The organism is Pseudochelatococcus sp. B33 (genome assembly GCF_053570585.1).
Genome location: NZ_JBSEFH010000018.1, coordinates 115,023 through 135,308 on the forward strand (window position 1 = coordinate 115,023; position 20,286 = coordinate 135,308).

At 65.4% G+C, this 20,286-nt stretch carries 19 protein-coding genes; 3 read left to right on the forward strand and 16 right to left on the reverse strand.

Translation table 11 applies throughout. The annotated features are described in order from the left end of the window. Window positions 1-36 precede the first annotated feature (36 nt). The 5 genes from ACUSIJ_RS19755 to ACUSIJ_RS19775 all read right to left on the reverse strand — a co-directional run bounded on the left by ACUSIJ_RS19755 (window position 37) and on the right by ACUSIJ_RS19775 (window position 5,915). Window positions 37-948 carry a hypothetical protein gene (locus ACUSIJ_RS19755; protein ID WP_449310126.1) on the reverse strand — a complete coding sequence of 304 codons (912 nt, stop codon included), beginning with the start codon at window positions 946-948 and terminating at the stop codon, window positions 37-39. A 584-nt stretch (window positions 949-1,532) separates the two neighbouring features. Next, window positions 1,533-1,715 carry a hypothetical protein gene (locus ACUSIJ_RS19760; RefSeq protein WP_449310127.1) on the reverse strand — a complete coding sequence of 61 codons (183 nt, stop codon included), beginning with the start codon at window positions 1,713-1,715 and terminating at the stop codon, window positions 1,533-1,535. A gap of 6 nt (window positions 1,716-1,721) precedes the next feature. Further along, window positions 1,722-4,358, reverse strand: a complete 2,637-nt coding sequence (gene clpA, locus ACUSIJ_RS19765; protein WP_449310128.1) for an ATP-dependent Clp protease ATP-binding subunit ClpA — start codon at window positions 4,356-4,358, stop codon at window positions 1,722-1,724. A gap of 295 nt (window positions 4,359-4,653) precedes the next feature. After that, complete coding sequence (gene clpS, locus ACUSIJ_RS19770) at window positions 4,654-4,989, reverse strand: ATP-dependent Clp protease adapter ClpS (protein ID WP_449310129.1); 336 nt, start codon at window positions 4,987-4,989, stop codon at window positions 4,654-4,656. A 578-nt stretch (window positions 4,990-5,567) separates the two neighbouring features. Beyond that, window positions 5,568-5,915 carry a phasin family protein gene (locus ACUSIJ_RS19775; RefSeq protein ID WP_449310130.1) on the reverse strand — a complete coding sequence of 116 codons (348 nt, stop codon included), beginning with the start codon at window positions 5,913-5,915 and terminating at the stop codon, window positions 5,568-5,570. Between the two features lie 418 nt (window positions 5,916-6,333). On the opposite strand from ACUSIJ_RS19775, the gene ACUSIJ_RS19780 reads away from it, so the two are divergent. Further along, entirely contained in the window at window positions 6,334-7,863 is a 1,530-nt protein-coding gene (locus ACUSIJ_RS19780) for a D-alanyl-D-alanine carboxypeptidase (protein ID WP_449310131.1), read from the forward strand. Window positions 7,864-7,938: 75 nt separating this feature from the next. Here ACUSIJ_RS19780 and ACUSIJ_RS19785 read toward each other — a convergent pair whose 3' ends face one another. The 10 genes from ACUSIJ_RS19785 to ACUSIJ_RS19830 all read right to left on the reverse strand — a co-directional run bounded on the left by ACUSIJ_RS19785 (window position 7,939) and on the right by ACUSIJ_RS19830 (window position 18,375). Further along, the gene (locus ACUSIJ_RS19785; RefSeq protein ID WP_449310132.1) at window positions 7,939-8,427 is read right to left on the reverse strand and encodes a DnaJ domain-containing protein; all 489 of its coding nucleotides are present in this window, start codon (window positions 8,425-8,427) and stop codon (window positions 7,939-7,941) included. A gap of 7 nt (window positions 8,428-8,434) precedes the next feature. Next, a complete protein-coding gene (locus ACUSIJ_RS19790; RefSeq protein ID WP_449310133.1) occupies window positions 8,435-8,734 on the reverse strand; it encodes a hypothetical protein in 300 nt (99 codons plus the stop codon). A 180-nt stretch (window positions 8,735-8,914) separates the two neighbouring features. Continuing rightward, window positions 8,915-9,331 (reverse strand): DUF1489 family protein, encoded by a 417-nt coding sequence (locus ACUSIJ_RS19795; protein WP_449310134.1) that lies wholly within the window; start codon window positions 9,329-9,331, stop codon window positions 8,915-8,917. Then, window positions 9,328-10,077 carry a lipoyl(octanoyl) transferase LipB gene (gene lipB, locus ACUSIJ_RS19800; RefSeq protein ID WP_449310135.1) on the reverse strand — a complete coding sequence of 250 codons (750 nt, stop codon included), beginning with the start codon at window positions 10,075-10,077 and terminating at the stop codon, window positions 9,328-9,330. The genes ACUSIJ_RS19795 and lipB overlap by 4 nt, the downstream gene beginning before the upstream one ends. Before the next feature lie 10 nt (window positions 10,078-10,087). Next, window positions 10,088-10,864 (reverse strand): SIR2 family NAD-dependent protein deacylase, encoded by a 777-nt coding sequence (locus ACUSIJ_RS19805; RefSeq protein WP_449310136.1) that lies wholly within the window; start codon window positions 10,862-10,864, stop codon window positions 10,088-10,090. A 172-nt stretch (window positions 10,865-11,036) separates the two neighbouring features. Beyond that, window positions 11,037-11,963: a hypothetical protein gene (locus tag ACUSIJ_RS19810; protein ID WP_449310137.1), complete on the reverse strand. Its 927-nt coding sequence runs from the start codon at window positions 11,961-11,963 to the stop codon at window positions 11,037-11,039. After that, complete coding sequence (locus ACUSIJ_RS19815) at window positions 11,960-12,430, reverse strand: type III secretion system chaperone (RefSeq protein WP_449310138.1); 471 nt, start codon at window positions 12,428-12,430, stop codon at window positions 11,960-11,962. The genes ACUSIJ_RS19810 and ACUSIJ_RS19815 overlap by 4 nt, the downstream gene beginning before the upstream one ends. 84 nt (window positions 12,431-12,514) lie before the next feature. Further along, window positions 12,515-16,300 (reverse strand): methionine synthase, encoded by a 3,786-nt coding sequence (gene metH, locus ACUSIJ_RS19820; protein WP_449310139.1) that lies wholly within the window; start codon window positions 16,298-16,300, stop codon window positions 12,515-12,517. Window positions 16,301-16,354: 54 nt separating this feature from the next. Then, window positions 16,355-17,278, reverse strand: coding sequence for a methylenetetrahydrofolate reductase [NAD(P)H] (metF, locus tag ACUSIJ_RS19825; protein WP_449310140.1), 924 nt, complete (start codon window positions 17,276-17,278; stop codon window positions 16,355-16,357). An 83-nt stretch (window positions 17,279-17,361) separates the two neighbouring features. Then, window positions 17,362-18,375, reverse strand: a complete 1,014-nt coding sequence (locus ACUSIJ_RS19830) for an ArsR/SmtB family transcription factor (protein ID WP_449310141.1) — start codon at window positions 18,373-18,375, stop codon at window positions 17,362-17,364. 340 nt (window positions 18,376-18,715) lie between these two features. On the opposite strand from ACUSIJ_RS19830, the gene ACUSIJ_RS19835 reads away from it, so the two are divergent. Then, complete coding sequence (locus tag ACUSIJ_RS19835) at window positions 18,716-19,144, forward strand: Hsp20 family protein (RefSeq protein WP_449310142.1); 429 nt, start codon at window positions 18,716-18,718, stop codon at window positions 19,142-19,144. Between the two features lie 41 nt (window positions 19,145-19,185). Further along, window positions 19,186-19,452: a BQ00720 family protein gene (locus tag ACUSIJ_RS19840; RefSeq protein ID WP_449310143.1), complete on the forward strand. Its 267-nt coding sequence runs from the start codon at window positions 19,186-19,188 to the stop codon at window positions 19,450-19,452. Window positions 19,453-19,512: 60 nt separating this feature from the next. Here the strand turns inward: ACUSIJ_RS19840 and ACUSIJ_RS19845 are convergent, their stop codons facing one another. Then, on the reverse strand, window positions 19,513-20,283 hold the full coding sequence (locus ACUSIJ_RS19845) for an alpha/beta hydrolase (protein ID WP_449310144.1): 771 nt from the start codon (window positions 20,281-20,283) through the stop codon (window positions 19,513-19,515). Window positions 20,284-20,286 lie beyond the last annotated feature (3 nt).

Here is a 20,286-nt window from a genome sequence, read left to right on the forward strand (position 1 = left end):
CTGCTGCGGCCGGAACGGGCTCCGCCATCGCAGGTGTCAGAGCCGACTTGTCAATCTGGCCTGCATGATCTGCTCGACAGCCTGATCGTTCAGCCTGTCGCTCACCTGCTTGCTGCTCGACAGCCGGTGGCCCTCCTTGTCGATGGTGAAATGCCCGGTATGGTACGTGTCGCCGCAGACCTCGAGCTTGCGGCACTCTTCCATGTCCGGAGGGCCATAAGCTTTCAGCGCCGCATACAGCCGCAATCCGCGCTTGGTCGGTTTTCCCTCCTCGGTGAGCGGCATGTCGAAGCCGGCGCCGACGATGCTGTTTCCCTGGCGGCTGCCCAGCCGCAGGTTCCCCGGCGAATCGACCGTATGCATCAGGTAGCTCAGGTAAGCCTCCTGGCGCTCGGGATTTCGCGCCGTGACCGCAGACGTGCCCCTGCCTCCGGCGGGCGACGATGCGGCTGCGGCCGTCGTATCGCGCCGGCTCTCCCGACCGCTCCGCATGCGCTGGCTGGGCGCGGGGACGTTGCCCAACGCGACATCGATGTCCTGCGCCATCAGGCGGCGCTTGTCGGCCTGCGTGGGAGAGGTGGCGGGCGGCGCATCGGCGTGCTCGACCGGTTCATCCCTATATCCGTGCACAACCAGCTCTTCCCCGTATCCGTGCGCAACCGGCTCCTCCTCGATGATTGCGCGCCCGATGCCGCGCATGCACCCAATAGCCGCCGCCTGCATCGCAAGGCCCTGGATAAGGCGCCGCCGGGCATCTGCCTCCTCGCCCCGGGAAATCGCTTCCCCGTCGCGGAATTGCAGGATCATGCGATTGAGCAGATTCTGGACGAGACCGCTGCCCAGAATGTGGGCGACGCTGACGTCGGGTACGCTTCTGGGATCATTCCAATTCTGGAAGACGTCCCATTCGTGCGTCGTCAGCTTGCGTCCGCTTTCGATGGCGGACATGACGTAATATCTCGGATCGTTATAGTATTGATGTATTCTTTTCGTAACATCTATATAGATTCCACTCTCATCCGGCGAGTCCCCATTGAAATGGGTGACGAGATAAGTGCGATCCGATTCCGAAATACCTGAAACCCGCCCGAATTCCACCGAGTGCTGCATTTCGACCGGACCATCAACGTAAATGTACTGCCCATGGGCCATATCGGCCGGCCGGGGGGCCGACGCCACGTTTTGCTCCGTTTGAGACACTGAAGAGACCCCCTGACATATAAAATATGGATATCATTACACTTTTTCTAATATGCCCTGTATCTGGATATACGCGCGTTCAAAAATCGTGTTCGGGCAACACCGTATGGAGATAGAGCCGTTTGCATTCGTTGAAGCAAAGCTTGTTCTGCAATCCGCTCTTAATTTCTCCAGGCTTCCGCACCTTGCGTTCAATTTGACGATAAAATTGAACACAAACTGCTACAATCATTAAAAAATAATAAGTTCCAAATACAAAGCATTTTCCTCCCTGAGCGAGGGAGGCGGCGGCGAAACAACTTTTGGAAAGCTAACACGCTACCGGGGCAACATCAACGCTCCAGATCGATGCTTTGCAGCAATATCGAAATCGGCTCCCGGAACTCGGTGTAGACCTGCTGGCCGATAATCCAGGTGATGACCACGATCAGCGGCAGGACGACCCAGGCGGCGACTTCCTCGAAATGCCGCCGCCGCCGCGCACGCTCACGCCTGCGTTCAAACCACGTGCTCATTCCCCGTCAACTCCGCGTCAGAGGGACTTTCGGCACGGTCTTGACAGCAGGCGCGGCCTTGTCCGCGCTCTGTTTTCCGTCGGCGGCGCCGTTGCCGGGCGTTTCCTTGGTGTCGGCCGCCACCGCCGCCTTGCGCGAGCGGCGGGGTTTCGCCGGGGCCGCGTCCGCAAGCTCGTCGCCCTGCGTTTCCTGCGGCTGGCGAGTGCGCCGGCTTGCGCTGGTGTCGGCGTCCGGGCCGCCCGAGGGGTCGGGGTCGCCGTCATCCGGCGGTGCGTCGCCCTCTGCCCGGCCGGCTCCGCGCCGTTTGGCCGCGCCCTTGACGCCCTTCTCGGGGCGGGGCGGGACGGGATCCTGCGGGTAGTCCAGCGCCAGCGATCTGACGCCGTCTTCCTCCTTGACGACGACGCGCACCACGCCGCCGTTCTTCAGCAGCCCGAACAGAATGGCATCCGCGAGCGGCGTCTTGATCGTCGTCTGGATCAGGCGGCCGAGCGGGCGCGCGCCCATGGCCTCGTCATAGCCGTTCTCGACGAGCCATTCGCGCGCCTCGTCGGTGAGCTCGATGGTCACGTTGCGCTCGGCCAACTGCGCCTCGAGCTGGATCACGAACTTGTCCACGACCCTGGCGATGACCTCCTTCGGCAGATGGCCGAAGGAAATCACGGCGTCGAGCCGGTTGCGGAACTCGGGCGTGAAGAGGCGCGAGATCGCCTCCTGATCGTCGCCCTCGCGGCGCGTGCGCGTGAAGCCGAACGCCTGCTTGGCGAGATCGGCCGCACCCGCGTTCGTGGTCATGATCAGGATCACGTTGCGGAAATCGACCTGCTTGCCGTTGTGGTCGGTCAGCTTGCCGTGGTCCATGACCTGCAGCAGGATGTTATAGAGGTCGGGATGCGCCTTCTCGATCTCGTCGAGCAGCAGGACGCAGTGCGGATGCTGATCGACCCCGTCCGTCAGCAGGCCGCCCTGATCGAAGCCGACATAGCCGGGCGGCGCGCCGATGAGGCGCGAAATCGTGTGCCGTTCCATGTACTCGGACATGTCGAAACGCAGGATCTCGACGCCGAGCGCGTGGGCGAGCTGACGCGCCACCTCGGTCTTGCCGACGCCCGTCGGGCCGGCGAACAGATAGCTGCCGATGGGCTTCTCCCCGTCCCGCAGCCCCGCGCGCGCGAGCTTGATGGAGGCCGAGAGGGCCGAGATGGCCGCGTCCTGGCCGTAGACCACCCGCTCCAGCGTCTCCTTCAGATGCGCCAGCACCTCGGCGTCGTCCTTGGAGACGGTCTTGGGCGGGATGCGCGCCATGGTGGCGATGGTCGCCTCGATCTCGCGGGTGCCGATGGTCTTCTTGCGCCGGCTCGCCGGCAGCAGCATCTGCGAAGCGCCGGTCTCGTCGATCACGTCGATGGCCTTGTCGGGCAGCTTGCGGTCGTGGATGTAGCGCGCGGAAAGCTCGACCGCGGCCTTGATGGCATCGTTGGTGTAGCGCAGCTTGTGGAAATCCTCGAAATAGGGCTTCAGCCCCTTCACGATCTCGATGGTGTCGGCCACGCTCGGCTCGTTGACGTCGATCTTCTGGAACCGGCGCACCAGTGCGCGGTCCTTCTCGAAATACTGGCGGTACTCCTTGTAGGTCGTCGAGCCGATGCAGCGCAGCGACCCCGAGGCCAGCGCCGGCTTCAGCAGGTTCGACGCATCCATCGCCCCGCCCGATGTCGCCCCCGCGCCGATCACCGTGTGGATCTCGTCGATGAAGACGATGGCGTTAGGGTGCGCCTCGATCTCCTTCATGACCTGCTTCAGCCGCTCCTCGAAGTCGCCGCGATAGCGCGTGCCCGCAAGCAGCGTGCCCATGTCGAGGGCGAAGACGGTAGCGTCCTTGAGTACGTCAGGCACCTCGCCCGTGATGATCTTGCGCGCCAGCCCCTCGGCGATCGCCGTCTTGCCGACGCCCGGATCGCCGACGAGCAGGGGGTTGTTCTTCTGCCGCCGGCAGAGAACCTGAATGGTGCGCTGGATCTCGGCACCGCGCCCGATCAGCGGATCGATGCGGCCGTCCTTCGCCTTCTTGTTGAGGTTTATGCAATAAGCATCCAGTGCATCGCCCTTTTTCTTGGTGCGCACCTCGGTGTCATCGTTGGCCTGGGCGCGCGACTCGGATTCGTCGTCCGCGCCGCGCGGCGGGCGCTGCTCCGTGACGCCGGGGCGCTTGGCGATGCCGTGGCTGATGTAGTTCACGGCGTCGTACCGCGTCATGTCCTGCTCCTGCAGGAAATAGGCGGCGTGGCTCTCCCGCTCGGCGAAGATCGCTACCAGCACGTTGGCGCCGGTCACCTCCTCCCGCCCGGAGGACTGGACGTGAATCACCGCGCGCTGGATGACGCGCTGGAACCCGGCGGTCGGCTTGGAGTCCTCCCGTCCGGCGGTGATCAGGTTGGCGAGTTCGCCGTCGACGTATTCGACGAGATTGCGCCGCAGGGCGTCGATATCGACATTGCAGGCGCGCATCACCGCCGCCGCGTCCTGATCGTCGATCAGCGCGAGCAGCAGGTGCTCAAGGGTAGCGTATTCGTGCCGGCGTTCGTTGGCAAACGCCAGGGCGCGATGCAGGGCTTGTTCAAGACTGCGGGAGAATGTCGGCAACGGAAGATCCTTTCTCCGGCTGGCGGGCCCTAGAGGCTGTCAGTAACCATGGATAGGGCCTGGACATCGGCGATTTTGCCCGAGTGCCAGGAGGTTGGTGACGGCAAGCCTTCCGGCTTGCCGAGCCGACCGACGCCGCAATCGGGCAAAATCGCCACGCCACTTCGTGGTGAGGCGAAACTGACCGACTGCGGTATCGCATCGCTTGCCGATACAGAAGTATCGGCTGCGCAACGCTCCTTGCATTCGGCCAGTCTGACCTCATCCAGGCCCTATCCATGGTTACTGACAGCCTCTAATTCTTCTCCATAACGCACTGGAGAGGGTGCTGGTGTTTTCGCGAGAAATCCATGACCTGCGTTACTTTGGTTTCCGCGACTTCATATGTAAAGACCCCACATTCACCGACACCGGTCTGGTGAACATGTAACATGATGCGGGTAGCATCTTCCTTATTCTTGTTAAAGAAACTCTCCAGAACGTGAACGACGAATTCCATCGGCGTGTAATCGTCGTTCAGCAGCAGCACGCGATACATGTTCGGCCGTCTGACCCGGGTGCGGGTCCTGGTCAGCACAGCCGATCCGGGCCCCTCGGGCACCGATACCGTGCGCGACCGCTTGTCGGACATGAGACTGTCTCCCGCGCCTCCATGCGGCCCAGAGCGCCCCTGGGGGACGCTGTCTTCGACGATCGGCCCCCCGGAACGCGCAACACCCGACATTGTCCATGCGTGGAGCACCTTTTCCGCTCCTGTCATTGCTGTATGCACCACACTGCGGCGCATGCTCCGTGCGCCTCCGAACCCAAGACCGGCACACGTTTCGTGCGCCATCGCGACCCCATCAATTTTCCATACCCAATCTAGTCGTGGCAAGCGCTCATTGCCAGTCCCTCTTTTAATAATTGCGTCACGAAGCTGTCGCGGGGATTGAGCCCGGATGCGGCGGGATCGCCGCGCGGCCGGCATCGAGTCCGCCTGCGCCGATGAGGCCGAACGCGAAAAGCCGCCCCACAATAGACGCCTGCCGCCCTTTCGAGCATCAAACGTCTATCGTGCGACGGCTTGCGCCGAACAGCGTCGGCAACGATGAGTGGCCGGAAGCCAGCGGGCATGCACCGGGTGGCTCATTTCCGAAGGCGGGAGCCGAACTCCCTACCCGGCCCGTGATCCAGCCCGGTCGGGCCGGATCGCAGCAGGAAAACGCCTCAGCGGGCGTTCGTGGCCGACTGGGCGCGGGCCAGGACGCCTTCGTAGGGCTTGAAGGCTTCCTTGGCGAGGTCCGTGTAGAGCTCGCCGATCTTGGTGCTCTCGGCGACGAAATTCTCATACGTGGTCTTGGCGTAGTCGGTCTGGATCTCGATGGCCTTGTCGAGCGACTTGGCGGCCACGAGCTTCTCGAGCGCGCTGGTGCCTTCCTCGAACGACTTCTTGGTGTAGTCGGCGAGCTCGGCGGCAATGCCCTGCAGACCCTTGGAAACGGCGCCGAACGCCTTCAGCGACGTCTCGATCTGGTCCTTGCCAAATTTCTGGACGTTTTCGTACTGCGCAGCCATTCTCTATCTCCTTGGGCGTCACTCCGCCCTTCTCGTTGAACAAGGCGCCGACTGGCGCCGGTTGGGCCGGAAAGAGCGCCGCAAGGCGATTCCGGGTGATGGTTTCACGAGATGCCCCCGCAGGCCATTCACCCCGCGATACGCCCCTCTCGCATGCACGCCTCCCTTGACCGGAAGACGAAACCGTTCGACGCGCATAATATGTGCAGCGCACAAATTATGTCAACCTTAATGTTGCACTGCAAAATAGATCCGCCCTCATTCGCTCCATCCGCCTCCGACATGACGCGCGGATTAACCCCTCCGTAACCGCGTCGCTATAGGATCGTTGACTGTGCTGGAGACGCGACGGCCGGAATCTTTCCGAGGTCCGACAACGCGTCAAGGCAGTGTACCAAGGGAACCGGGGGCTGCGGCAATGATCTGGAGTTGCGTTGTACGAGGACGTCATAGCATCTTGAATTACGCAGGGGTGGCCGGTGTGGCCGTGGCGTTGATCGCAGGTGCGGTGAGTCCGGCCGACGCCGCGCGGCGCAAGGCGGCGGCGCCCGCCTACAACCCCCCGTCCGCAGCCATCGTGGTGGACGTGAACACGGGGCGCACGCTGTTTGCGGAGAATGCCGACGCACCGCGAATTCCGGCCTCCCTCACCAAGGTGATGACACTTTATCTGCTGTTCGAGCAGATCGAAAGCGGCCATTTCAACTCTGGAACCCGCCTGCGCGTGACGAAATACGCAGCCTCGCAGCCGCCTTCCAAACTCGGCGTGCGGGCCGGCTCGACCATCAGCGTGGAAGACGCCATCAAGGCGCTGGTCACGCGCTCCGCCAACGACGTCGCCGTCGTCATCGCGGAAAATATCGCCGGCACCGAGGAAGAATTCGCGCGCATGATGACGAACAAGGCGCGGGCGCTGGGCATGAGCAAGACGACCTTCCGCAACCCGCACGGCCTGCCCGCCAATCCGCCCAACATCACCACCGCGAGGGACCTTGCGCTGCTCGGGCGCGCGATCCAGGATCGCTTCCCCCGCTACTACGCCTATTTCAGCACGCGCAGCTTCACCTATGCCGGACAGAACATCCCCAATCACAACCGTCTGCTCGGCCGCGTCGAAGGCGTCGACGGCATCAAGACCGGCTATACCCGCGCTTCCGGCTTCAATCTTCTGACCTCGATGCGCGCGGACGGCCGCCATGTCATTGCCACCGTTCTGGGTGGCCGGTCGGGCGCCCAGCGCGACCGCCGCATGGAGCAGATCCTCGCCCAGACGCTGCCGGCAGCCCATTCGGGGCGCCGCCGGACGCCGCTCGTCGCCGAGGCGCCCAGCGCCCGCGCGCCGGAGCTGCGCGTCGCCGCCCAGGCGCCGGAACCGCCGCGGCGGACGGTTTTCGTGCCGCCGTCGCAGCCTCTGTCGGACACGGTGCCGCTCGCCATCGGCAAGCCCGTGGACCTGTCGAACATCCGCCCGGTCGTGGCGTCCGCCGAAGGGTCGACCGCGACGCCGGCGTCCGGCACGCAGGTCCAGTCCGCGACCGGCGCGCTTGCCTATGCGGCGGCGCCGGTGCCCGCTCCCCGTCCGGACAACGCCGCGCCGGCGGCGGAGCTCACGCTGGCATCCGTGCAGCCTGCCGCGCATGCGCTCGACAACGTCGTGCCGCCCGTAAAGCCTGAGACGGTCGCAGCCGCGCCGGCCCCTCGCGCGGCCGGATGGGTCATTCAGCTTGGCGCCTCGGCCGACGAGGACAAGGCCCTCCACCTGCTCCAGCAGGCGCGCACGCGGGCCCGCGACCTGCTCGAGAACGCCTCTCCGTTCACCGAGAAGGTGGTGCGCGGCAATGTGACGCTTTTCCGGGCGCGCTTTTCCGGCTTCGACCCCGAGGGAGCGCAGGCGGCCTGCAAGAGCCTGAAACGGAGCGGCTTCGACTGCTTCGCCACACGTAGCTGACAGTGGCATCCCGCCGGCGCGGCGGGAGCGCCTTCAGACAGACCATGTATGCGTAAAATCCAAGGTGTGGAGCCTTCAACGATGTCCACCCAGCAAGACATCTTTGGCCTGATTGACCCGGGAAGCAAGATAGTTCGTCCCCCCCTGGTCTGGATGCAGCCTTTTCATCAGGGTGCGGTGCGCCTCGCGGATCTGCGTCTCCGTCGCTCCTGGTTCAAGGCCAAGAACTTCAAAGGCCTCATCTTCGGTCATCCTGCCCTGCCCCGCGCCGTTGACGGACCCCGTGTACGGATCGCGCTCAGCGTTTTTTCCCCCGATGGAAAACCGGCCGCTCAGATACGTGTCTAGACGGCGCCCCTGCACCAACCACCATCCCGCGCCACCCAGCAGCAGGGCGATGTCTATCCGGCCGCGCAACGTCAGCAGCACGGCGAGCGCGATCGCGGTCCAGCCGCCGATCTTGCGCAGCAGGGCGGCGAGTTCCTTGGGGTTCGCCTCGGCATAGTTCTTGCCAAGCCACCACAGCATCCATACGGCGAGAGCACCGGCCAGCAGGTAGATCATGGCCCGCTCACCGCGAATACACCCCTTCGACGCGGATCGATCCGGAAATCGTGACCGTGGAGCCGCCCACCTGGAACGAATGCCCCCTCGCCCCTTCCCGATCGAGGGTGCGCGGCATCGGCCCGCTCCCGAGGCGCGGATCGCCGGGCTTCAGGGGGCCGCCCTCGCATTTGGCGGAGGGGGAAGCGGTTTCTCCGCCGCGCAATACGCAACCGTTCCCATCCGCCGTCGCCTGCGCGGAGGCGGACGGCGCGAGAACCGGGAGCGCCAGAAGAACGCTGCTCAGAAAGATCGTCGGCGTTTTCACTCCGTCCTCCAACTCTGCTTCTTGCGAGTCTGCTTCCGACAGGTCTGCCTCTTGCGAGCCGCTTCCCGGTCGTGGGCCGGAATCGGGTCGGATACCCAAGCGGGGATTATGCGCGTTTTTTGCGATGTTTTCAAAGCCGCCTTTCCCGATGGCGGCTCACAATTGCAAGAGAAAAGATGCTTACAGCAGCCCGAGAGCCGCGAGGTCGCGGCGCATGTCCTCCGGCATTGCGGATGCCGCGATAGTCGCCGCGTCGCCGATATCGGGCGGCGCGTCCTTGCCGGCGAGATAGCGCCAGCCCTGAAAGGCGCGGAACGGCCGCGGAACGACGGGCACGACGACGCCCTCGAGCACCAGCCGGCAGCGGCCGATGCCGTCCTCGCCCCTGACCTCGCGCAGATCGAGCAGCTTCTGCCGGCACGCGATCTGCCCCTTGATCACCCAATAGAGCGATCCGCCGTCGAGCAGCTCATCCTTCCGTTTCGGGGTCATGCGCGTGGTGTGGCCGTGCTCGCCCTTGCGTCCCGCCACCCAGGCCGCGAGTTCCGCCACCGAATCGACGCCGACGCACAGCTTGATCAGGTGCAGGCCGCTCACGGCGCCCCGCCCGGTTCGCTGGTGCCGAATATCGGCTCGAACGCGGCGCGCAGCGCCACATCGGCATCGTTCATGCCGACCAGCAGTCCGAGGTCGACGAGGCTCGTCACCCCGTGTCCGCGGATGCCGCAGGGGATGATGCCGCGGTAATGCGCGAGGTTCGGGTCCACGTTGAGGCTGATGCCGTGGAACGTCACGCCCCGGCGGACGCGGATGCCGATGGCGGCGATCTTGTCCTCGATGCCGTCCCCCTTCTCGGGGCGCCGCACCCAGACACCGACGCGGTCCTCGCGCCTTTCGCCGCGCACGTTGAACGCATCGAGCGCGGCGATGATCCACGCCTCCAGCGCGGCGACGAACCGGCGCAGATCGGGCGTGCCGCCGGTGGTGCGCCGGCGCAGGTCAAGCATCACATAGGCGACCCGCTGGCCGGGGCCGTGATAGGTGTACTGGCCGCCGCGCCCGGTGCGGTAGACCGGAAAGCCGTGCGCATCGATGAGATCGGCCGCCTGCGCCGAGGTGCCCGCCGTATAGAGCGGCGGATGTTCGAGGAGCCAAACGCATTCGGGCGCGCGGCCCTCGGCGATCGCGGCGACGCGGTCCTCCATGAAGGCGATCGCCGCCTCGTAGGCCACGGGAGCATCGCTCACGATCCATTCCACCGGCTGTTCGCCAGGCGCCGGCAGCAGCGTGCCGGTGAGACCGTCACGGCCGGCAACGGTTGCGGAGATTGCGGATACGCTCATCGTGTGTTCCTCACGCGCCGGCGTCGGCAGCCTGGCCCATGCGCTCGCGGACGATGCCGTCGATGGCGCCGATGGCCTGCGTGGCCGGCTCGAAAAAGTGCTCGTGCCAGACGCGCTCGTCAATGGCGCCGACCACATTGTCGAGCACGTTGAGAATGCCGAAGGCGCCGGTCGCCTCCACGATGGCATCGATGTTCACCACCGCCCCCGAACTGCCGATGCTCACCACGGTGTCGCAGACATCGAGGCTGACGGCGATCTCGCCGAGCACGCGGTAGAGCGGCGCCATCTCACCGAAGAACACCACGTCCGGCTTGATCACCCGCTGCGGATCGGTCTCGGGATCGAAGCTTGAATAGCCGATGTCGCGCAGTTCGCCGGTGCGGATATTGCGCAGGTTGCGCAGGAAGCCGTGCAGATGCACCGTGTCGGTGACGCCGGCGCGCTCGAAAAGATCGTCGATGTTCTGCGTGATGTTGATCACGCGCCCCGGAAAGGCTTCCTGCCATGCCGCGACGGCGGCGTGGGCAGCGTTCGGTCCGGCCTCGCCGAGTTCGGTGCGGCGATGGTTGTAGAAGGCATGCACGAGGGCATGGTTGGTGCGCCAGGTATCGTAGTTCGCCACCTCGCGCGGATCGTGCCCGTGCCACAGGCCGTTGCTGTCGCGAAAGGTGGGGATGCCGGATTCGGCGCTGACGCCGGCCCCGGAGAAGACCACCAGGCGCGGCGCGCGCTTCTCGCCGGCCTCCCCGGGCCGCGACCATGCATCATTCAGGAAACCGCTCATCCAGACCGCCCCGCAATGGGTGCCCCGCCGGCCAGAAACGCCGCCGGCAGCGCCCCTTCCGGAGGAAAGATATCCCCGCCTCCGGCAGCTAACCTATTCATCGTTCGTCTGATGGCCGCTTGTGCCATCGCTCAAGCTGCAGATAGCGTGCCCGGGGGCGTATTTCCAGTGTCTAGTCCTCGTCGTCCGGCATGGGAAAGATGGCATTGCCTATCCAAGCGGCCACGGAATCCGCCGCTTCGGACAAGCTGGCGCTGACAGAGTAGAAGCCGGCCGCTGCCACCGTGGCGACCGAGCCGCCCACGACGATGGTGCTCGCGATCTCGTTGACATTGCCCGAATAGAGCGCCGCAGCGGCACCGACCACACCCGCCGTGAGGCCAATGAAGACATAAGGTTTCGCGTCTTCCACCGCCCGTTCGACCTGCTCGACGACAACCCGTCTCGCATCCTGCTGCGCGTCGCTCATCGCCTGCTGGAAGGGATCGCTCTTGTAGGCTTCTCTCAGTTTCTCGCCAAAATGCCGTCCGAGCGTGCCTCGCAGATACGCTTGCGCCAGCTGCGCGCCGTTCTGGTGTTCCGTTTGCGCGGTTGGATCGCTGGCGAGCCTGTCGGTTTGAGCGGTGATGTTGGCCATCGCCTGCTGCACCTGATTGCGCGGGCCGATTGCCTTTTCGACCACCTCGGTGGCCACGATGCCACCGAGGAACCGGGCGAACGAGACGCAACCGCTCACAACCCAGCGCGCGAAACCAAGCACGGCCCGGGCCGCCCATTGTGCCAGTTTCGCCAGACCGACCGCACGCGAAATGCCGCCGACCACCACGACCCCCGCCTTGCCGACGTAGCCGGCCATCCGCCGCGCCAAAGGGGCGCCCGGCCCGCCGACCATCCTGTCACCGAGCGCGCAGTCATGCGCGTAGCCCTCGGCAAGATAGGACTTGTAGGCGTGCGGCCATTGCGCGACGCGGTCGAAGATCGGCAGATCCTCGGCCGCATCGCCGGATGCCACGCTGATGCGCGGGTTCGCCTCGTCGTCGGCGGAGAATGAGGCCGGGCTTGCGGACGGCTGGCCGATGGATGCGTCGAGGCTCCTCATGCCCTGCACACCGCCGATTGTTCACCGGCGGATTGATTGCCGAACGATACCGGCTGCTCGAAGAACGCGCGCGAACCGACGGCCTTCACCCACAGCTCGATCGTCCGCAGGCAGGACACCATGAAGCCGGAGAACGCCGCGGCGTCGAGCCCGCCGATGGCGATGTAGTTGACGTAATGGAGCTTGTTCTCGCGGCGGTCGAATCCGACCGTGCCGTTGCCGGTCAGCGCGTGGGCGAGATTCAGCTCGAGAATGTTGGCGAAGACGAAGCTGGTGTCGGCGGCGGCAATATCGGCGATCGTCGCGGCCACCAGAACCATATCCCTGTCGCTGTCGTAGCGGATATCGACGGCACGGTCGTTGAAGACGATACGGACGTCATTCCGGGCATTGAACGCCAGATCGTCTATGCCGATCGTCTTGCCGAATGCCTTCAGCAGCAATTCGTGCTTCGCGGTAGCGTACATGCGCAATATCTTTCAGGAACAATACAGGCAGTAGACAGCAACCTCCCGCAAGGTAGGTGAACAATACGTCTGCAATAAGGCGCGTTACGCGGCCGTTTCGCGCCGATAGGCCGCCAGATCGTAATTGAGGATCGGCCCCAGCCAGCGTTCGACCTCGGCCACCTCCATGCCCTTGCGCCGGGCGTAGTCCTCGACCTGATCGCGTTCCACCTTGGCGACACCGAAATAGAACGCCTCCGGGTGCGAGAGATAGAGGCCGGAAACCGACGAGCCCGGCCACATGGCGTAGCTTTCGGTCAGCTTCACGCCGGCGCGCCGCTCCGCCCCCAGGAGATCGAACAGCGTCGCCTTCTCGGTATGGTCGGGCTGGGCCGGATAGCCGGGCGCGGGGCGGATGCCGCGATAATCCTCGCGCAGCAGCGCCTCGTAGTCGTCCTCCGCCTCGCCGGGCGCGTAGGCCCAGAATTCGCGCCGCACGCGCTGGTGCATCCGCTCGGCGAAGGCTTCCGCCAGACGGTCGGCGAGCGCCTTGACCATGATCGAGGCATAATCGTCGTTGGCGCGCTCGAAGCGGCGGGCGATGCGGTCCTCCGCGAGGCCGGACGTCACCACGAAGCCGCCGATATAGTCGGCCTTGCCCGTCTCCCGCGGTGCGACGAAATCGGACAGCGCCACATTCGGCTTGCCGTCGCGGCGGGTAAGCTGCTGGCGCAGGGTGTGGAACGTCGCCAGCCGCTCCGTGCGGCTTTCGCCGGTGTAGAGGGCGATGTCGTCGCCTTCCGCATTCGCCGGCCAGAAGCCGATCACCGCCTTGGGCGTGAACCAGCGCTCGTCGATGATGCGCTTCAGCATCTCCTGCGCTTCCGCATAGAGCTGGCGCGCTGCCACCCCCTGCTCCGCGTCGTCGAGGATCTGCGGGAAGCGCCCTTTCAGCTCCCACGACTGGAAGAACGGCGTCCAGTCGATATAGCGCGCCAGTTCCGCGACATCGTAGGAACTGAACGTGCGCGTGCCGGTGAACACGGGCTTCGGCGGCGTATAGCCCGCCCAGTCGATCGCGACCTTGTTGGCGCGCGCCTTCTCCAGCGGCACGCGCTTCTTGTCCGCCTCGGCGCGGGCGTGGGCGGCGGCGACCTTGGCGTATTCCTCGCGGATGGAGGCAATGTAGCCCGGCCGCTGCTCCCGCGACAGCAGGGAGGACACCACGCCCACCGCGCGGCTCGCGTCGTTGACGTGGATCGCCTGCCCGCGCCCGTAGTTGGGATGGATCTTCACCGCCGTGTGCACCCGGCTCGTCGTCGCGCCGCCGATGAGCAGCGGGATGTCGAAGCCCTCGCGCTCCAGCTCCGCCGCGACGTGCGCCATCTCGTCGAGCGAGGGCGTGATGAGGCCGGAGAGGCCGATGATGTCCACCTTCTCGATGCGCGCGGTCTCCAGGATTTTCTGCGCCGGCACCATGACGCCGAGATCGACGATCTCGTAGTTGTTGCACGCCAGCACGACACCGACGATATTCTTGCCGATGTCGTGCACGTCGCCCTTGACGGTGGCCATCAGCACCTTGCCGGCGCTCGCGCGCTGGTCGAGGCCGGTCTCCTCCTTCTCCTTCTCCATGAAGGGCATGAGCCACGCGACCGCCTGCTTCATCACGCGCGCCGATTTCACCACCTGCGGCAGGAACATCTTGCCCGCGCCGAACAGGTCGCCGACGACGTTCATGCCCGCCATCAGCGGCCCCTCGATCACGTGCAACGGCCGGGCGGCGGCGAGGCGCGCCTCCTCGACATCCTCCTCGATATAATCGGTGATGCCGTTGACGAGCGCGTGCTCCAGCCGCTTGCCGACCTCCCATGTGCGCCATGTCAGATCGGCCTCACGGGCCTGCCTGCCCTTGCCGCCCTTGTAGTCCTCGGCAAGCGCCAGCAGGCGCTCTGTGTTGTTTTGGCTGTCTTTTTGAGTGTCTTGGCGACGGTTGAGGATGACGTCCTCGCACGCCTCGCGCAGCACCGGGTCGATCTCGTCATAGACGGCAAGCTGCGCCGCGTTGACGATGCCCATATCCATCCCCGCCTGGATGGCGTGATAGAGAAACACCGCGTGCATGGCCTCGCGCACCGGCTCGTTGCCGCGGAACGAGAACGACAGGTTCGACACCCCGCCCGAGATATGCGCATGCGGCAGGTTCTGGCGGATGCGCCGCGTCGCCTCGATGAAGTCGACGCCGTAATTGTCGTGTTCCTCGATGCCGGTCGCGACCGCGAAGATGTTCGGGTCGAAGATGATGTCCTCGGGCGGAAAGCCGATCTCCCCGGTCAGCAGCCTGTAGGCGCGGGTGCAGATCTCGACCTTGCGGTCCTCGGTATCCGCCTGACCCACCTCGTCGAAGGCCATCACCACCACGGCCGCGCCGTAGGAGCGCACGATGCGCGCCTCGCGCAGGAACTTTTCCTCGCCCTCCTTGAGCGAGATGGAGTTGACGATGCCCTTGCCCTGCAGGCACTTGAGGCCCGCCTCGATGACCTCGAACTTGGACGAATCGACCATCACCGGCACGCGGGCGATGTCGGGTTCGGAGGCGACGAGGTTGAGGAAGGCGGTCATGGCCTTCTCGCTGTCGAGCAGGCCCTCGTCCATGTTGACGTCGATGACCTGCGCGCCCGCCGCCACCTGATCGCGCGCCACCTCGAGAGCGGTCGCGTACTCGCCGTTCGTGATCAGCTTGCGAAACCGCGCCGAACCGGTGACGTTGGTGCGCTCGCCGATGTTGACGAACGGGATGTCGGAGGTGAGCGTGAACGGCTCCAGCCCCGAGAGCGCGAGCAGCGGCCTGTGCTCGGCCGGCACGCGCGGTGCCTTGCCCGCGACCGTCTCGGCGATGGCGCGGATGTGGTCGGGCGTGGTGCCGCAGCAGCCGCCGAGGATGTTGACGAGCCCCGCCTGCGCGAACTCGTCGACGAGTTTCGCCATCGCCTCCGGGCTCTCGTCGTAGAGGCCGAACTCGTTCGGCAGGCCGGCGTTCGGATAGGCGCAGACGAGCGTGTCCGCCACCTGCCCCAGCTCCTGGATATGCGCCCGCATCTCGCGCGCGCCGAGCGCGCAGTTGAGGCCGATCGAGAACAGCTCGGCATGGCGCAACGAATACCAGAACGCCGTCGGCGTCTGGCCGGAGAGCGTGCGCCCGGAGAGATCCGTGATGGTGCCGGAGATCATGATCGGCAGATCGACGCCCAGTTCCGAAAACACCTGCTGCGCCGCGATCACCGCCGCCTTGGCGTTCAGCGTGTCGAAGATGGTCTCGATCAGGATGATGTCGGAGCCGCCGGCGATGAGGCCACGCGTCTGCTCGGCATAGGCGTCGCGCACCTCGTCGAAGGTGACGGCGCGGAAACCCGGATCGTTGACGTCGGGCGAGATCGACAGCGTGCGGTTGGTCGGGCCGATGGCGCCGGCGACGAAGCGCCTGCGGCCGTCCCGCTTCTCCGCGATGACCGCCGCCTCGCGCGCGAGCCGCGCACCCTCGAAATTGATGTCATAGACGGCCGACTCGAGCCCGTAATCCGCCTGGGCGATCGAGGTGCCGGAAAACGTGTTGGTCTCGACGATGTCCGCCCCTGCCAGGAAATATTGCAGGTGGATGTCGCGGATGGCGTCGGGCTTGGTCAGCACCAGGATGTCGTTGTTGCCCTTCAGGTCGCCCTGGTGATCCCTGAAGCGCTCGCCGCGAAAATCGTTCTCGGCGAGCTTGAGGCCCTGCACCATGGTGCCCATGGCGCCGTCGAGAATCAGGATGCGTTCGGTGGCTGCCTCGCGCAGCGCCCTGCGGACATCCGCGCCATCGGCGGGAATCGGGCGATCCCGATGCTCACTCATACTCTTGCCCCTTAGCTTTTTCGCCCAAAACGTCTTGCCAACCGCCGGAGAGGGTCACGCCGCCGCCTGCTTGCTGCCGGCCTGCGGGCGCAGGCCGAGCAGATGGCAGATCGCGTATACGAGATCGGCGCGGTTCATCGTGTAGAAGTGGATGTCGGTCACGCCCCTGTCCACGAGATCGAAGACCTGCTCCGCCGCCACCGCCGCCGCGATGAGGCGGCGCGTCTCGGTGTCGTCGTCGAGACCGTCGAAGCGGTGCGCCAGCCACGCAGGCACATGCGCGCCGGCGCGCGCCGCGAAAGCAGCCGTCTGGCGGAAATTCTGCACCGGCAGGATGCCGGGCACGATCGGGATGTCGATACCGGCGGCCCGCACCTGGTCGAGATAGCGGAAATAGGTGTCGTTATCGAAGAAGAACTGGGTGATCGCCCGCGTCGCCCCCGCCTCGACCTTCTGGCGCAGCACCTCGATGTCGACGGCGAGGCTGTCGCTCTCGGGGTGCTTTTCGGGATAGGCCGAGACGCTGACCTCGAAGTTGCCGATGGCCCGGATGCCTTCGATCAGCTCCGGCGTCGAGGCATAGCCCTGCGGATGCGGCTCATAACGCGTGCCGATGCCGCCGGCCGGGTCGCCGCGCAGCGCCACGATGTGCCGCACGCCGACATCGAAATACGCGCGGATCACGTCGTCGACCTCGGCCCGCGCCGCCGAGACGCAGGTGAGATGCGCCGCCGGCCGCAAGGGGGTTTCCTCCAGAATGCGCTTGACGGTGGCGTGCGTGCGCTCGCGCGTTGAGCCGCCCGCGCCGTAGGTCACCGACACGAACGAGGGATTGAGCGGCTCCAGCCGCTTGATCGACGCCCACAGCGTGTCCTCCATCGCCTCGGTCTTGGGCGGGAAGAACTCCAGCGATACGCGCACCGGGCGCGTCGTGTCCCTGCTGGCGCGGAAACCGGAACGGGTCGAGTGAACGGACATGCAAAACTCCAGTCGGGCAAGAATGCCACTCGGGCCAAGGATGCTACTCGGGCCAAGAATGCTACTCGGGCCAAGAATGCAGCTCAGGCAATGGCGCGCAGGGATTGATCGGGTACAACGTCGGTGATGATGCGCCGGTCGCGGGCGAGATAGAGCGATACGGTCAGTTGGTCGGCGGACGGATTGGGCGGCGCGAGGTCGCGGTGGGAGACGAGATCGAGCCCCACGTCCTCCAGCCAGCCCGCCATCTGCTCGAAGGAGAAGCCCAGCCGCCGGTGCGCGTGCTTTTCCCGCAGGAACTCGAGCTCATGGGCGGCGAAATCGACGATCAGCAGGCGCCCGCCCGGCGCCAGCGCCGCCGCCGCCTCGCGGATGGCGCGGGCCGGGTCGTCGAGGAAATGCAGCACCTGATGGATGAGCACCAGATCGAACGCATTGCGCTCCACCGGCAGGGCATGGATATCGCCCTGGCGCAACTGTACGTGGCTCAGCCCCGCCTGCTCCAGATTGGCACGGGCGACCGCGAGCATGCCGTGGCTGGCATCGAGGCCCACGGCCCTGTCGGCCTGTCCGGCGAGAAGCTGCAGCATGCGCCCGGTGCCGGTGCCGAGATCGAGAACGGCGTTGAAGTGCTGCGCACCGAGCGTCTCGTGGATGGCGGATTCCACGGCCTCCTCGGGCACATGGAGCGACCGCATCGCGTCCCAATGCCCGGCGATGCGCGAGAAATGCGCCTGCGCCGCCTGCGCCCGCGCCTCGCGCACGGCCTGCAGCCGCTCCCTGTCCGCCTGCAACTGCGGGTCGTTCCTGTCGAGCCGGGCGACGAGATCGCGCACTGCGACCGCGCCGGCGCTCTGGTCGGCGAGCCGGAAGAAGGCCCACGCCCCCTCGCGCTGGCGCTCGATCAGCCCCGCTTCCGTCAGCAGCTTGAGATGGCGCGATATGCGCGGCTGGGACTGGGCCAGGATGTCGGTGAGGTCGGAAACATTCAATTCCCCCTCGGTGAGCAGGGCCAATATCCGCAGACGCGTCTCCTCGCCCGCCGCCTTGAGCGTCGTCAGCATCGCCGACAGGGAAACGGGCAACGGGGCCGTCATGGGGAAACGCTCCTGAAATGGTCCGCGACGGGAAAGGATGCAACGCCCCCGGCAGGCCGACAACACCGAATATCTATACCGTGGAACTCTCCGCGCGTCATATAAACATATGTTTATGTCTACTCCGTGTAGGGTGCAAGCACCAATCGACGCTTTTCATCTGTTCCAGCGCGGCGGCGACGCGGCGGATCGGCTTGCGGATCGCGCAAAAGCCGTTCCAGGCGCTCTTGACCTCGGGCGGCCGAACCTCATATTTTGTACTCAGCTGTTTTCGCGCGATGCTGCCTGAGCGGGTCGTGCGGGGATGAATTGAAACGAAGTGCCAAAAAGGGCTTCGGACATGTCACGCGTACCGTCATTATCTTCGCCGTTCCTGCTCGGTTTCGACGAAATCGAGCGCGCGCTCGACCGGGTCACCAAAAACGCGAACGACGGATATCCTCCCTACAACATCGAGCGTATCCCCGGCGAGGCCAATGCGCCCGACCGGCTTCGCATCACCTTGGCAGTGGCGGGATTTTTGCGCGAGCAGCTTGAAATCACCGTCGACGAGAACCAACTCGTCATCAGAGGTCGACAGACGGAGGACAAGAACCGGCACTACCTGCATCGCGGCATTGCGGCGCGGCAGTTTCAGCGGTCGTTTCTTTTGGCTGACGGCATGGAGGTGTTGGGGGCTGACCTTGCAAACGGGCTCCTGTCGATCGATCTTGTCAGGCCCGAAGCCCAGCGCATCGTCCGGCGGATCGACATTCTGGCGCGCGAATGATCGCGGCCCGAAGTTCGCTACTGCTTCTGAAGGAGAGTGCGATGATCAATGGTTCCTTTGAATTCCACGGCGATGTGACCGACCGGCAGGCATTCGGCCTCGCGGGCGGTGGCAAGGTCGCCTACCTGCGTTCCATCAAGTCGGAGGAGGTGAAGAACCTCTTCCCCAACGCCCCGGCCATCAAGCCCGGCCTGAAGCTGTTCGCGCTTCTCGCCGCCGACGGCACGCCGATCGTGGTGACCGACAACCGCGATACCGCCATCGCCAATGCCTGGGCGCATGACCTCGAAGCCGTGAACGTGCACTGAAACGGCATCGCGCCGAAATCCACGAACGCCGCCGCATGTTCATGCGGCGGCGTTCGTATGTCAGGACTGCACCGCCCTTTCCACGGTGTTGATTAGCAGGTCGATATCCTGCGGGCGGGACAGGCGGTGGTCGCCGTCCTTGATGAGCGTGACGGTGGCCGCCTCGCCGGGCAGGTGATCGACGAGTTCGAGCGCGTGCCGCCACGGCACGTCCGGGTCCTGCATTCCCTGCAGGATATGCACCGGGCAGCCGGGCCGGATCGGCGCGCCGAACAGGTTGTGGCTCGACCCGTCCTCGATGAGCGCGCGCGTGACCGGATAGGGCTCGCCGTAGGCCGAGGGCACCAGGAGCTGGCCGGCCTCGGTGATGGTGTGCCGCTGCTCCTGCGACATCGACGCCCACATGAGCTTTTCGGTGAAATCGACCGCCGGCGCGATCAGCACCAGCGCCGAGGGGGCCGAGAGCGTGCCTGAAAGGGCGCGCGCGGCGAGCAGCGCCAGCCAGCCGCCCATGGACGACCCGACCAGAACCGGAGACGGTCCGCCCTCGGCCACGATGATGGCGAGCGCATCCGAAAGCCAGTCCGATATCGTGCCGTCCTCGAAGCGGCCGTCCGACTCGCCGTGTCCGGAGTAGTCGAAGCGCAGGAAGGTGCGCCCGGCGCGCGCCGCCCAGTCGTCGAGCGCCTCGGCCTTGGTGGCGCGCATGTCGGAACGGAATCCGCCGAGCCACACCACAGCCGGCCATCGCCCGTCGCGGGCGAGGAAGGCGAGCCGCCGGTCGCCCGTGGGCGTCGAATTAATGAAATATTGCGGATTAGGCTGGTTCACTTT